At 43.3% G+C, this 13,263-nt stretch carries 11 protein-coding genes and 1 pseudogene; 5 read left to right on the top strand and 7 right to left on the bottom strand.

The window, feature by feature from the left end; genetic code table 11:
- Positions 1 to 159 precede the first annotated feature (159 nt).
- The 3 genes and pseudogenes from MSHOH_RS24145 to mtbA form a co-directional block, all read right to left on the bottom strand.
- A pseudogene (locus MSHOH_RS24145) lies at positions 160 to 1,536 on the bottom strand (monomethylamine:corrinoid methyltransferase).
- A 19-nt stretch (positions 1,537 to 1,555) separates the two neighbouring features.
- Positions 1,556 to 2,212 carry a methyltransferase cognate corrinoid protein gene (locus MSHOH_RS21170; RefSeq protein ID WP_048142712.1) on the bottom strand — a complete coding sequence of 219 codons (657 nt, stop codon included), beginning with the start codon at positions 2,210 to 2,212 and terminating at the stop codon, positions 1,556 to 1,558.
- A 925-nt stretch (positions 2,213 to 3,137) separates the two neighbouring features.
- Positions 3,138 to 4,157, bottom strand: a complete 1,020-nt coding sequence (mtbA, locus tag MSHOH_RS21165) for a methylcobamide:CoM methyltransferase MtbA (RefSeq protein WP_048142710.1) — start codon at positions 4,155 to 4,157, stop codon at positions 3,138 to 3,140.
- Between the two features lie 427 nt (positions 4,158 to 4,584).
- Here mtbA and MSHOH_RS21160 point away from each other — a divergent pair, with 427 nt between their 5' ends.
- The 4 genes from MSHOH_RS21160 to MSHOH_RS21145 all read left to right on the top strand — a co-directional run bounded on the left by MSHOH_RS21160 (position 4,585) and on the right by MSHOH_RS21145 (position 8,274).
- The gene (locus tag MSHOH_RS21160; protein WP_082089449.1) at positions 4,585 to 4,821 is read left to right on the top strand and encodes an NAD(P)H-dependent oxidoreductase; all 237 of its coding nucleotides are present in this window, start codon (positions 4,585 to 4,587) and stop codon (positions 4,819 to 4,821) included.
- 154 nt (positions 4,822 to 4,975) lie between these two features.
- A complete protein-coding gene (locus tag MSHOH_RS21155; protein WP_048142706.1) occupies positions 4,976 to 5,677 on the top strand; it encodes a class I SAM-dependent methyltransferase in 702 nt (233 codons plus the stop codon).
- A gap of 199 nt (positions 5,678 to 5,876) precedes the next feature.
- Positions 5,877 to 7,499: a methylamine methyltransferase corrinoid protein reductive activase gene (locus MSHOH_RS21150; RefSeq protein ID WP_048142704.1), complete on the top strand. Its 1,623-nt coding sequence runs from the start codon at positions 5,877 to 5,879 to the stop codon at positions 7,497 to 7,499.
- 265 nt (positions 7,500 to 7,764) lie between these two features.
- A complete protein-coding gene (locus tag MSHOH_RS21145; protein ID WP_048142702.1) occupies positions 7,765 to 8,274 on the top strand; it encodes an inorganic diphosphatase in 510 nt (169 codons plus the stop codon).
- A 155-nt stretch (positions 8,275 to 8,429) separates the two neighbouring features.
- Here the strand turns inward: MSHOH_RS21145 and pylD are convergent, their stop codons facing one another.
- The 4 genes from pylD to pylS all read right to left on the bottom strand — a co-directional run bounded on the left by pylD (position 8,430) and on the right by pylS (position 12,911).
- The gene (gene pylD / locus MSHOH_RS21140; protein ID WP_048142700.1) at positions 8,430 to 9,221 is read right to left on the bottom strand and encodes a 3-methylornithyl-N6-L-lysine dehydrogenase PylD; all 792 of its coding nucleotides are present in this window, start codon (positions 9,219 to 9,221) and stop codon (positions 8,430 to 8,432) included.
- Between the two features lie 47 nt (positions 9,222 to 9,268).
- Positions 9,269 to 10,384: a 3-methylornithine--L-lysine ligase PylC gene (gene pylC / locus MSHOH_RS21135; protein WP_048142698.1), complete on the bottom strand. Its 1,116-nt coding sequence runs from the start codon at positions 10,382 to 10,384 to the stop codon at positions 9,269 to 9,271.
- Positions 10,362 to 11,414, bottom strand: a complete 1,053-nt coding sequence (pylB, locus tag MSHOH_RS21130; protein ID WP_048142696.1) for a methylornithine synthase PylB — start codon at positions 11,412 to 11,414, stop codon at positions 10,362 to 10,364. The genes pylC and pylB overlap by 23 nt, the downstream gene beginning before the upstream one ends.
- 225 nt (positions 11,415 to 11,639) lie before the next feature.
- Positions 11,640 to 12,911, bottom strand: a complete 1,272-nt coding sequence (pylS, locus tag MSHOH_RS21125; RefSeq protein WP_048142694.1) for a pyrrolysine--tRNA(Pyl) ligase — start codon at positions 12,909 to 12,911, stop codon at positions 11,640 to 11,642.
- A gap of 78 nt (positions 12,912 to 12,989) precedes the next feature.
- Between pylS and MSHOH_RS21120 the strand changes: the two genes are divergently transcribed.
- A complete protein-coding gene (locus MSHOH_RS21120) occupies positions 12,990 to 13,217 on the top strand; it encodes a hypothetical protein (protein ID WP_048142692.1) in 228 nt (75 codons plus the stop codon).
- The last annotated feature ends 46 nt before the right edge of the window (positions 13,218 to 13,263 follow it).

The raw sequence follows: 13,263 nt of genomic DNA, 5'->3' as shown, positions 1-13,263 counted from the left end.
CCGAGTTCTTGTATACGTTTACCTATTCGTAAAAAATTTCCCGTATAATTCGCAATATATATTTATAATCGTTTCGCCTGAAATTCCTCAAAAAAATTAGCCAGCGAGAGTTCGCTGGCTTCTGTCCGTCAATATAATTTCAGGCTCAGAATTTTCGGTTTAGAATACAAGTCCAAGGTCTTCGAGCTTCTTTCTTGCTCCGTCATAGACCTGCATGTATTCGTCAGTTGGGGTAATTGTCTTTACGTCGTAGCATTCCTGGAAAGTCTTTCCTGCCGGTGCACTTGCATAGTTCTTCTCATAGAGTGCAACAAGCTTGTCGAGGATTCTGTTAATCTCCGAGATTTCGACACCTGCAGTTGCTCTTGCCACTTCTCCCATCATTCTGGCTTCCATACCTGTTGTCTTGTCAGTTACGACACCCTTTGCAGAAGCAACACCAGAGAGAATTTCTCTTCCTGATGCCGTGTCAGTTATGGACTGGGCTGAAGCCTCAAGGAGACACATTTCTGTACATGGTCCTGCACATGGGTAGTACTGGTTTCCTGAGAGCATGTCAGTAAATTCTGAGATTGTTGCACATGCCCAGCCTGCAATAGTGAGGGTTTCCCTTGTGTTGGTTGATCCCCAGCGGATGTGGACAGGCCCATCAAGGTGCCAGCTTGCACTGCTCATTACAAAAGCGTTAATGTGGGTTGCAACATCGACAATTGTTGTTTCTTCAATGCCGCCTGCATAACCTCCGAAGATCGGCATCTGTTCGTCCATGATAATGTCGCTGTTCCCTTTATAATGGGCAATTACTGCAATTGCGTCAAGGTCGATCTTGAGCTCGTTGAGTTGAGAGACTTCGTGGCTGTCTGAAGAGATCTGGCCGCCATAGCAGTCAGAGGATATATTTCCCTGAGCGGACAGGGAAGTCTCTGGGCCCTATATGCCCATTCCTGGGCGGCCTGCCATAGCGCATGCCTGCTTAATAAGGCGGGTTTCTGTCTTTGCTGCAAGAACTTCATAGGGGCTTCCTGGCACAGGAGCTTTTCCGCGAACTGAAGTCATTACACCGTCTACGATTGTGTCAACTTCCCTTTCAAGAGCATAGCTCATGTGAACAGGCATGAAGACTTCTTCGGAAATCGGGGATCCTGTAGGACCGCCCTGCACAATTGGCTTCCTCTTGTCGCCTACGCTTCTCTTCCTTACGTTTACTGCGTCCCTGCCTGTACCGAGGGTGAATTCCTTCTGCACGTTGTTGATTGCATCCCAGATTTCGTCTTCAGTGTACTTTACTATCCTGTGGGTGTCAGTACAGTAAATACCGCACTCAAGGAGCATTTCAAATCCTGCCTGGAAGAGTTTCTCCATCATGTCTTTGTCTGTTGGGACAAACTCTCCTTTGAAGTCAAGCCCGTATTTCTGCTTGAGCTCCATTGCCTTCATTGGGATTCTCATAAGGTCCCAGTCATCCTGGGTGCACTTCTCTCCTACTTTTGCCCTGTCGTAGAAGTCATAGCAGTCAAATGATTTCCTGAATGTCATGTGCTTTTGCCTCCCAGGATTATTTCATGATATTGAGTGCAACTTTTGCAGCTTCTGCAGCGTTTTCTGCGGTTGCGTCCGCACCGATCTCATCAATCCACTTGCCGGATACCGGAGCTCCTCCGAACATGCATTTTACGCTGTCCCTGAGGTTTTCTTCCCTGAGCCTGTCCATGAGGTCTTTCTGACCGAGCATGGAGGTGGTCATAAGGGCTGAACCGACAAGGATGACCTTCTGCCCTTTGTGCTTTGTAGCCTCTTCTACAACAGTTTCGTTAAGGACATCGGTTCCTAGATCAAGGATCTCAAACCCATTTGCTCCGAGCATGGTTGTAACAAGGCGGTGTCCTATATCGTGAATGTCTCCTTCTGCAACAAAGGTGATTGCAAGCCCTGTTCCTTCTTCTCCTTCTACCTTGGTCTTCTCAAGTTCGGGAGTCAGGATTTTCATTGCAGATTCCATGGCTTTTGCGGACATCATGATCTGAGGCAGAAAAACCTCAGCAGCTTCGAACTTGTCACCGATAATCTTCATTCCTGGGGAAAGGCCCTTTGTGATAATGTCAAGAGGTGGAATTCCTGCATCCAGGGCTTCCTGGGCTAACTGTGCAGATCCTGCGATATTCTGAGTTACAATCGCGTTGGTCAATTTATCAAAAATCTCTTGGTTTGCCATTTTTATTAAACCTCCATTTCCGTCGAAACTGGCTTTCCTGTGCAGTATTGTTGGGCAGTAGAGTGTGTATAGGGGTTCAATAGGTAAAGGATCTTGCAAAGTTGCACCGGATACAAGCCCAAGCTCCGCTAGGTAAAAAAAGCGTTTGCATGGGGTTCTTTACTTATGCTGCAATCCCTGCGCCTTTTATTTGGCCATTAGGCGTGGAGGATGCCTTCGCAGTATTCTTCTTGCCTATAACTGAAATTATTCACTGCCATTTGCCATTCTTATCCGAGTTTCGGATTTTTTGTGAATAATTTCTTTTCTCCTGACATTTCTACCTGGGAATTTTGCTGGAGACTGCAAATTCATTTCCCAGTCGAACTAGCACTCGTAACCCAAATTTCCCAACAGTATAACTGCTGGAACTGCCTGGAATTGTCCCGAATATTCAGACACAATTCCTGAAATAAAGATGGAAATTATAGTATATAAACGAACACTATACTTCTTTATTATATATTGTAATAGAAAAATTCTCAATGATGATTTTTCAGATTGTAGCGCCTGATATCTGAATTTTTCTAGCTATTCTTTCCTGAAAAACTCACTTCAACACCAGAAAGAGAAAATTATATATATGATGAATTTGCGAATTTTAGAATCGACTTCAATATCGGGCGTCTCTGGCTTTTTAAGTATTAGTTAATGATATTTTGCTTCAAAGGAAAACTTTATATATTATTCCTATCCCAGGGCCCCATGAACTGGGGCATGACAGGTTTTGTTTTGCGGAAAAACTCAATGGCTGAGAATACAAAATATAATCTTTTTTCAGGCCGGGTTAAGGCAAATTATAGAAAAGGTGAAACTAAAAAATAAACCGGCTTCAAGCCGGCAGTTCAAAGGTCTTAAGACCTGCAACACTTATCAAATACAGTGCTCAATACTTGTAGTTCTTAGCGCACTCAACCATTTTCTGGAGATTGGCGTTAGGTGTCATGCTTACAATTCCGCATCCTGGGGAAAGCAGTCCTACGCCAGCGTCGAGTATTTTCTTTGAAGCTTCTTCAACGTCTTCAGGTGTCCCATTCCAGAGTACGGCTACAGGGTCAAGGTTTCCGATAATAATCGCATTTTCCACATTGCCTGTTGCGGTTTTGATGTCTACTCTCTGGTCCACACTTATGCCGTTCACGCCTGTCTTGTCCATAATTGAAAGTCCGTTGGTTGTATTTCCGCATATGTGGAGAACTGTGCCTACATCGAGCTCCTTCATAGCGTCAACGATCTTTTTCTGGTATGGAAGGGCATATTTCTCGTAGAATTCCCCGCCGATAAGCTCATAGCTTGCTGTTGGGTCAATAATTGCTATTGTGTCTGCTCCATTCTCAACCATTGCTTTTGCGTATGCTACGTTGAAATCCGAGCAGAAATCAAGAAGTGCAGGGACAATGTCTTCACCTGTGAAAAGGTTCCCGAACCAGGCATCTCCGTTGATGTGCTGTGCAAGGGAGAAGGGGCCGATCATAGACCCTATGACTGGGAGTTCTTTTCCGTATTTCTCGGAAAGGATCTTCACAGCTTCAAGGATTAAGCCTACTCTACCTTCATTCAGGTTGTAGTTCTTGATCTTGTCCATATCTTCCAGGTTCTTAACGCTGTGCTTTATCACGGACGGCTGCTGCTTCAGGTCGCCAGCCTTTATTCCGCAGCCAAAAAGTTCGGCTTCAGCCGTTATGTCAAAAGGAACTCTAACTGCCTCAAAGCCAATTACTGTGTGTCCAGCTTCCGCAAGTGTTGCCATTTTTTCTGCGTCTGCATGGGCTTCAGGCCAGTAAGCTCCGGAGGCTTCCATCTGTTCGACAGTTGCAGTCTGCGTGAAACAAACAGCAGGCATTCTGTCTACTGGCTGTTTCCTCAATGCACGGTATAATCTTTCTTTTGGTGTGTATTCTGTCATCTATAATCCCTCTCTAAGTTCTATAGACAGCCCTAAATTCAAAAACCCATACTATAAATAAATATGTATTATTATTCCTTAATTAAAGATTTTATTATAAAAATTTATTAATTAATCAGTCGGAAACGGCTGAAAATTCTCTTAAAACAAGTAAAATTGTTTTATTTATGGTGTCGGGGCAGAAAACTTAAAATATCTGAGGGTTTACGTCTTCGGTTGAAGAAAGCCAGTTACTTTGAACCAATGGCAACCGCAGCAATTCCGTGCACAATTTAACATTCGTAAAATTAATTATTAGCAATGAAATAACTTCTACCGGACTTTAGACTTTGTATGATACTTTATTCTCTGACTTTTAAGTATTGTATTCCTTATTTTGTACTGTCTTCAATCTAATTTTTTGAATATATAGTTTTTAGATACGGAAATTTACATTCATTTTTTAAAAGATTTGAAAGAATCAGGTCATACCTTTGAAATCGGGGACCTTTACTCTATTAACTTTAAGTGTAAGTTAGATCCTGAGCAGTATATTCGTGAAATGAGCAGGGAAGCATTGCCTCCGGTTCCAGATGATGTAAAAGCGGAACAGGAAAAGATACATAGATCGGATGCAATGGTTTTTATTTATCCTGTGTGGAATGGTAAACAAAGGATTCTGTGAAAAGGTTAAATCTTGAAAAGGCATACAGTTTGGGTGTAGATTTTTTTAAATATTAATATTTTTCGATCAGCCTGCTTTACCGGTATTTATCATATGGTTCAAGCAGTAACCAGCATACCTGTCGTTTTCTCTTTTCCCGATCGGAGGAGTTTATATGCGCCAATATCCAAGATGGTATTATGATGAATTCAAACAATCTGGAATCGATTATACAAATATCGACGAAGTAAAAACTTATGATTTACGTATGCAGAACTTGAGAGATATTAAAAATGAATCTGAACGCATCCGAGAACTCATAAAAATAAAGAGAAGTGATGTAGTTCTTGAAATTGGGACAGGAACAGGAGAACTGGCCCTTAATATCTCGGCGCACTGTAAACAGGTTATAGCTATCGATGTTTCGAAAATGATGATAAACTTTGCAAGAAGTAAGGCTGAAAGTCAGAATAAAACAAATATACAATTTTATAATGCTGGGTTTCTAACATATGAAAATCACGATGAGTTGTTTGATGTAATTGTCACTCAGCTAGCTTTACACCACCTTCCTGACTATTGGAAAATGATAGCTTTGAGGAGAATTTACGGAATGTTAAAGGAAGAAGGAAAATTCTATTTACACGATGTCGTATTTCCTTCTTCTATTCAGAATTATGATAGCTATTTCGCTAAAATTATAACTGATCTGAAAAAATCTACTGGAGATAAAATTGCTGAAGAAACGGAAATCCACATAAAAGAAGAATTTTCAACACTGGATTGGGTTATGGAGGGCCTGCTCACAGGTGTGGGTTTTTATATCGAATATATTAAATATGACGGATTTATGGCAAGTTACATTTGTAAGAAATAATTCACTTGAAGAATTGAAATAGCCAGATACTCTACCAATAATAATTTATATAATTCATAAGTTCTATTTTACATAATTCATATCTAATAATATTGTCTCCTCTCCGTGTCTGGAACATAAACTCTTCATATTACTCGTTTCCATAGTAGTCTATGGTGCCGGGACTCCTCGATAATGATACTTCTGGAGGATCTAAAAAATGTACGGAATTGCACTTGACCTGGGTACCAGCGGTTTTAGAGCCCAGCTTATCGACCTTGAAACAAACGAAACCTTAAAAACAGTAATAACCATGGGCCACCCCCTGCCAGGAGGAAATGTTATGGACCACCTGGACTTTGCAATAACGACAGGAGAGGATGTGGCTCACGGCGTAATTATCGAGACCATCAGGAGGATGTTCCTTAAATTCGATGCAGACCTTTCGAAAGTAGAAAGGCTTGCAGTCTGCGGAAACCCTATCCAGCTTTCTCTTTTCCAGAATATCGAAATAAGGGACCTCGCATATGCCGGGGAAAACAAGCAGAAAATGCTCGGGGTCCAGAACGTAAAAAGAGATGCTCGTGTATTTCCAGCCTCAGAGCTTTTCGGGGACTACCTTCCTAACTGTGAAATAATCGTACCTCCGGCAATCAAACACGAGATCGGGGCTGATGCCCTTGCCATGATGCTCGAAACCGATTTCCTTGTCCAGACAGAACCTGCTCTTGTGACCGATTACGGGACAAATGCAGAAATGGCTCTCAAAGTCGGTGACCGGATAATAACGGCAAGTGCTGCTGCAGGTCCTGCTATCGAAGGGCAGGGCATAAGTTCGGGTATGCTTGCAAGCCCAGGGGCAATCTGTGATGTAAAGTCTGCGGGCGAATACTGGAGAATTATGGTGCTCGATAGGGAGATGGAAAAGCAGGACGCTTACTTTATTAACCCTGTAACCGGCGAAATGAAAGAAGTAAACGGGTGTGAGGCTGCAGGCATTACAGGGACAGGAGTAATTTCGGCTTTTGCCCTTGCTCTGAGAAGTGGGTTGATTGAAAAGCCTCCAAAACTCCCAAATGGAAAACTGATTCTGGGCCCCGGAATTGAAATTACTGAGACAGATGTCGAAGAAGCAGGAAAAGCGATAGGTGCGATTCGTGCTGCTCACCTGACTCTCATAGTGGAATCCGGGATTAAATACGAACAACTTGAATACGCATACATGTCGGGAGCCTCAGGAGCTTATGTGGACGCTGAAGACGCCCGCAGGCTCGGCGCCGCTCCGGGTTATGCAAAAAAAGTAGTTCAGTTCGGAAACACCTCCCTTGCCCTTGCACGGGAACTTGTACTGAACAGATCCAGGCTGAATGATGTAATCGAGGTTGCAAAAAAGATTACTGCCGACCACCTGATGATGGCAACCAGTGAGACTTTTAACAACTTCTACCTCTGCGAACTTTCCTACTGGACCCAGGGTATGCCGCTCGAAATGTATGACCAGATGCTTGACCTCTATGGTCTGCCCAGACTTCCGAAAACTCTCGAACACGCTGACATAGAAAAACGGGTCAGCAAGGACATAGAGAAAGTAGGACCCGGAGGGCTTGCCATCCTGAAAGAAATAGGCATAATCCTTGAAGTCCCTGTGGAGAAATGCATCTACTGCCAGAAGTGTGTAGAAGAATGTCCTGAAGATGCTCTCGAAATTATCGAAACTGATGATGGTAGAAGGGTCGCAAAATACGACAGCCAGAAATGCCTGGGTACAAGCTGCCGCCGGTGTGTTAGCGTCTGCCCTGAAGATGCAATTGATGTTACAAAACTCAAAATCAAAGCAAAATAAATTTTTTTCAGGGAACATCCTCATATCAAAATCCGAGGATCGTTCCACTATTTCTTTTTCATTTAACTTATATTTTTATTAAATGTGCAGTTTATTTTGTGAATTTGCCTGAAGTCTGTGGCTCCATATTAACAATTTATATATTTTATCACTGTCTATGTAGATAGATATGAGTAGGAAATCTTTAATGATCTTTTAAACGAAAAGTTTAGCAACAATGACGAAGTTAATCGGTTTGGGATGAGTCAATATAGGAAGTGTTGATATGACTGAAAGACAAGTTGAATGTGTACTTATTGAAATTCCTCAAGGAAGTCGGAATAAGTATGAGTACGATAAGGAAAAGAAAGCCATTAAATTCGACAGAATGCTTTTTTCTTCAATTGTATACCCCTGTGATTACGGTTTTTTCCCGGATACCCTCGCGCTTGACGGTGACCCTTTAGATGCTATGGTATTGATGTGGGAGCCTACGTTTCCGGGATGTGTAATAGATGTACATCCAGTTGCATTACTTGATATGGAAGATGATAAAGGAAGAGATGAAAAAATACTCTGTGTCCCAAAAAGGGATCCGCTATGGAATTTTATTGAGACAATCGAACAGGTTCCTCCTCATTTATTAAAGGAAATTACACACTTCTTTGAAACTTATAAAAATTTAGAACGCAAAAACGTGGTGGTTCACGGCTGGAGAGATCTCGAAGTAGCAATCAGGGTAATCCAGGAAGCTAAGGATAGATATATTGAACAAGACGAACTATCTGATCAGTGAAGAACTAATTTTCTATCCTGATTTGATGTTTTTTTCGCGCTGCCTTTTTTGCACTGCTGATTTTTCTGGCAAGGAGGGCAGCTTGCCCCCTGCCTTATGTATATATAATCTGCGTGTTTCCTTTGATTCATTCGACTCAGAGTTTTCTTTTCTATTCAGAGTACGGAATACAGCATGGATGCCGTCCCTATGCCAAGGGGTTCCATTATCAGTTCGACCCCATATTTCTTTTGCAACTCCTTTGAAATTGCACAGGGGATTCCCGGTGTAGAGATCACACAATTTTCCGAAATCACAGATTCTGGAATTGTATTCGCACAGGGAGTCGCCTCGAAAATAATGGAGAATTTTCTGAAATTGTCACTGTGGTTGTCAGGATCAAAAGGAATGATTCCAAGACTGGAAACAGTCTTTTCGAGAAGGGCTTTATCCGCATCGTATCCATAAACTCTGAATCCTTTATGTACGAAGTGTGCCGCTCCCGGAAAGCCTACTTTACCAAGGCCAACGGCAAGAACATCTTTTGAGTCCGCTTTCAGGTGTCTGGAAGCTATTTCAGCATAGATTATTCCTGTGCAGGGCTGGTTGTTTGCTATTTTTCCGTTTTTCAGGTTGTGGGCAAGGAAAGTATTGTCATCTGCCATAAGGATTATTTGGGCTCCATTTCTCACTGCCTCGTAGTACCCGCTAACATCAGGCATATCCGTAACGAAACTGTCAAACCCGAAATACCCGGTAATTGCATGCAGGGAAGCCGAGAAGCTACCTATAATCCCGTTTCCCGAAGTCACAGGTACGATACCTACTTTCTCACAGCATGGGGTTGTGCCGTAGAAGTCTTTACAGATTCCTTTTATATCGAGCCCTGTAACTTTCCTGACGGAGGAATCAGCCTCTTGAAGCTGCTTGTTAATGTTTTCAAGATCTTCTGGGGTTAAAAGTGCCATTTTTTTACCTCTATTTTCCATTTTAAAAAGTTTAAAATTTTTCTGCTTTAGACAGCAGCTCCAAAGCGTTCTTTTAGAATTGAGAGCCCTTTACTCTTTTTAGCCTCGGCTTCTTCCCTGTCTTTGCCCCAGAAAACCAGGGTGAATACAGGGTCTTCTCCTTTACACAGGAAAATCTCGATGCCGGGCTCTTCATAATAACTGCCGTAATCATTTCCCATTGAAAGTACCTGCTCGCCTACAGGGATCAGGTTTCCATTTTCTGCAAGCATGAGATGTTCGTAAATGCAGTACCTGTCTTCTGGAAGAGTTTTGATCTCCTCGATACCTTCTGTAAAGGCGCGGAACAGAAGTTCTATGAGATTAACCCCGGAAGAATAATAGACTGCAGTCGGGGTCTGGCTCGGGAAGCGGGCGTCGATTTCGATAACCTTCAGCCCCTTGGTACCGGAAATTGCTTCTACGTCCATTATTCCTTTTAAGGGCAGGTTAGATGCAAGGGAATAAGATATCTCTCTGAAGGAAGGATCAAAAGGAAGCGGGGTTACCATATGGCAGTCATAAGTTTCGTCGATATGTACAAGGGTTTCCTTTACCACAGCAAAATGGTTTCCATCTCCTATGACTTCAAGGGAGACCACTTCCCCTTCCACATATTCTTCGATCAGCATTCCAGGCTCAAGTTTTTCCAGCTCTTCCCTGTCGTATATGATTCTTGCTCCCACACTACTGCTTTCGCAGGGAGGTTTTACAAAATAAGGCGGTTCGGATGGTTTGTCCTGGGGGGTCGGGATTCCTATGGACGCAAAGTATTCTTTTGATTTTCTCTTGTCCCTGCTAATCCAGTAAGCTTCGAAATCGAAGAGTATCGGGCAGGAGAATTTTTCTTTTATGGTACTCAAAAACTCGATGCACTCAAGGTTTTCGTTTACCGGCAGTACGGCATCAACACTTTTTGAGATCTCGAGGAGTTTTTCCGGCTCTTTTATTACATCAAAACATCGGAACTCATCGGCATAGTTTCTGATAAGAGCCTGCGGGTTTCTGTCTATTACAAGCACTTTCATTCCGGCTTTTTTAGAGAGATATGCAGCCTCGAAGCCCTGGAGTTTCCCACCTATAAGACATATCGTTTTCAGGCTAGCACCCCAGGATTTTCTCAAATTCAGTCTGTGATGCAGGTTCCATTCCCATGACCTTCAGCCTTTTGACAACGCTTGTAATATCCCTGTCCCGCTCTTCCATGCCGCGGTCGTAATTGGCAACTCCTTCTAACCGGGAATCGGAAGGGAGAATAGAGGTTACGATATTTGCTCCGGCGTTTAAGCGGTGCACCATACCGTCAATACCTTCAAGGTCAAGGGAAGCCGGGATAAGGCATTTAGGGAACATGAGCCTGATAATTGCTATAATCTTCAGTTCCGAAAGCTTTGAACTATCCCTGAAATCCTCAAGTGGAGTACCTTTCTGGGGCAGGAAGGTCATAACTCTTACCATATCGGGGTTGTTTGATTTCATTCCCCTGAGAGAAATAATGGTTGATTCGATATTGTTTCCTACGCCGGTAAGAATTCCGTCTTCCACGCAGTACCCCTGTTCTTTTGCAAACCTGCGGGCGTTAAACCGTCCTTCGAAGGATTGTCCTACCCTGAGTTTTTCGTAAAGTTCGCGGTCATAGGTCTCCTGGTAAAGGGCGAAGAAATTTGCCCCTTCTTCCCTGGCTTTAAGAAGGGTGTTGTTATCTATCACTCCCGGAGAAATCATTATTGGAAGCCCGAGTTCTTCCTTTACTATCCGGATAAGCTCAACAAAGCGGTCCGGATCATCATAGTAATAAGGATCCTCCCCCATTGTCAGGTCGATCATATGAAAGCCTGCTCCTTTCAGGGCTTTGCACATCTCTTTGACCTCTTCCCCGGTCAGACGATAGCGATTGATCTCATTTTTACAGTTGTAGTAACAAAACGCGCACTGATTTTTACAATGAGTTGAAAAATAGATGAAGCAGTTCAGAAATACTTTGTTGCCGAAATAGTGGTCTCTGACCCTTCGAGCTACGTAGTAAAGCTTTTCCAGTTCTTCTTCGGATTCAAGGGAGAGAAGAGACCTGAGGTCATCGTCAGACAATTCGAAGCCTTCAATGATTTTCTCTCCGAGCTTATCAAGTTCCTCGGTTGCCATTTTTTGGATCAAAATTTCACCCTCTCATAGATTTTCAGTTTTTTCCATCCTTACAGCCTTCCTTTCAGATTTCTTTCATAACAGACCTTCCCTGACTCGTTTGCCATTTTAAGTTTCCGGGTTTACGGCCTTCATTTATCTTCAGTTAATCTGTCATTTATCGCCATTTTTGCTGTTCTGATTCCTTTTCCTGATGTTTCAGGAGTTTTCCGACGCTTTTTTTACGGAAGCCACGAATCACAGGTTGGTGGAAATCCCGTTATAATAGGATTCGGATCTTGCGGCTCGCTTGATATTCTTGAAGTCGTGCATAACCTTCAGCAGGCGTTCAAGCCCGAAACCTGCCCCTATCCAGGGCTTATCAATTCCCCATTCTCTGTCAAGGGGTATGGGACCCACAACTGCAGAGGATAGTTCAAGGTCGCCGTGCATGACATCAAGGGTATCCCCATAGACCATACAGGAATCACCCACGATCTCAAAGTCAATTCCCAGGTGGTTCAGGAAGTCCGTGATTATACTCTCAAGGTTTTCCCGCGTGCAGCCCGATCCCATCTGGCAGAAGTTCAGCATGGTAAATTCTTCCAGGTGCTCTTTGCCGTCGGATTCCTTCCTGTAGCAGGGACCGATCTCGAAGATCTTTATCGGGTCAGGCAGAGCTCTATCGAGCTTGCGCAGGTAGTTGTAAAGATTCGGGGCAAGCATGGGCCTTAAGCAGAAGTTCTTATCTACCCTGAAGATCTGCTTTGAAAGCTCTTTGTCGCTGTCAATGCCCATCCTTTCGATGTACTCCACAGGAATCAGAATCGGGGACTTGATTTCCAGAAAGCCCCTGTCCACAAAAAATTTTGTAATTTCGCGTTCGAGTTTTCCCAGGTAGTTCTCCCGTTCTTTTGCATAGATTTGCTGCATGTCTTTTTTTCTCCGGGAGAGCAATTCGGACTCCAGTTCCCTGAAAGGCTTTCCGCAATCAAGGGAAATTTCATCCTTCGGACTTAACAGTCCTTCAAGCCTGTCAATCTGACTCTTTGTAAGTGGAGGAGTGCTCGCCTGAACAGGGGATGCAGAGGTCTCAGGGCTTGCCATTCCCTTTGATAATGCAGGTGCAACCTGAGACTCTGGAGATAGAGTCTGTGCCGGTGCTGTATTTTCAAGAGGCTTTAGGGCTCTTGCAACGGATTTTGGCATGGCTTTTTTAGTTCTGGTGGGAGCAGATACTACTTTGACTTTTACGCTCGTCTGAGCTTCGTTTGCCTTTGTGAGGAAATTATTGATATCCTCGTCCGAAACCCTGCAGCGTTTACAGGTCTTTTTGTATTTGTGGTGCCTGAGCGCTCTTGCGGTCCTGCTGCTCCTGGAGTTGTTTACAACAAGCCTATCTCCGCATGCCATTTCAATATATATCTTGCTTCGAGAGACTTCGTGGTGCTTGATTTTATGAATTGTTCCGGTCCTGGACATCCAGAGCCCGGTTGCAGATATCAGAGTGTCTAGTGGTTTTTTATCCATAGTGTTACCCCTCGGTGAACTAAAACCCGGATAGTTTCCAAGAACAGTATTCAGAACCCCGACTTACAGAACATAAGCGTGGAGTCAGCAATTGCTGACAGCTACCCGGAAAAGAGATGGATATCCCAGGAGACAGAAACAGTTTACAGACTCTGGAAAACCTTTCCTGATTCTATAAAGGATCTCAGTGGAATGTTATGCAAGTGCCATTCCGGGATTCAGAAACGTGGCGGAAACCCCGGGAATCTAACCCGGCTGAACGGATTTAGAGTCCATTCGATCTACATGATCAGGTTTCCTCCTTGACAAAATAGAATAAAAAATTCTCTAGGTTGTTTTTTTTTGTATAGAT

This window comes from Methanosarcina horonobensis HB-1 = JCM 15518 (assembly GCF_000970285.1).
GTDB lineage: Archaea > Halobacteriota > Methanosarcinia > Methanosarcinales > Methanosarcinaceae > Methanosarcina > Methanosarcina horonobensis.
This window is presented reverse-complemented; position numbering and strand designations above follow the sequence as displayed.

What these genes read in the sequence shown, in the direction of transcription:
- MSHOH_RS21170 (WP_048142712.1), bottom strand. Translation starts at nt 2,212, where the DNA reads ATGGCAAACCAAGAGATTTTTGATAAATTGACCAACGCGATTGTAACT.
- mtbA (WP_048142710.1), bottom strand. Translation starts at nt 4,157, where the DNA reads ATGACAGAATACACACCAAAAGAAAGATTATACCGTGCATTGAGGAAA.
- MSHOH_RS21155 (WP_048142706.1), top strand. Translation starts at nt 4,976, where the DNA reads ATGCGCCAATATCCAAGATGGTATTATGATGAATTCAAACAATCTGGA.
- MSHOH_RS21150 (WP_048142704.1), top strand. Translation starts at nt 5,877, where the DNA reads ATGTACGGAATTGCACTTGACCTGGGTACCAGCGGTTTTAGAGCCCAG.
- MSHOH_RS21145 (WP_048142702.1), top strand. Translation starts at nt 7,765, where the DNA reads ATGACTGAAAGACAAGTTGAATGTGTACTTATTGAAATTCCTCAAGGA.
- pylD (WP_048142700.1), bottom strand. Translation starts at nt 9,221, where the DNA reads ATGGCACTTTTAACCCCAGAAGATCTTGAAAACATTAACAAGCAGCTT.
- pylS (WP_048142694.1), bottom strand. Translation starts at nt 12,911, where the DNA reads ATGGATAAAAAACCACTAGACACTCTGATATCTGCAACCGGGCTCTGG.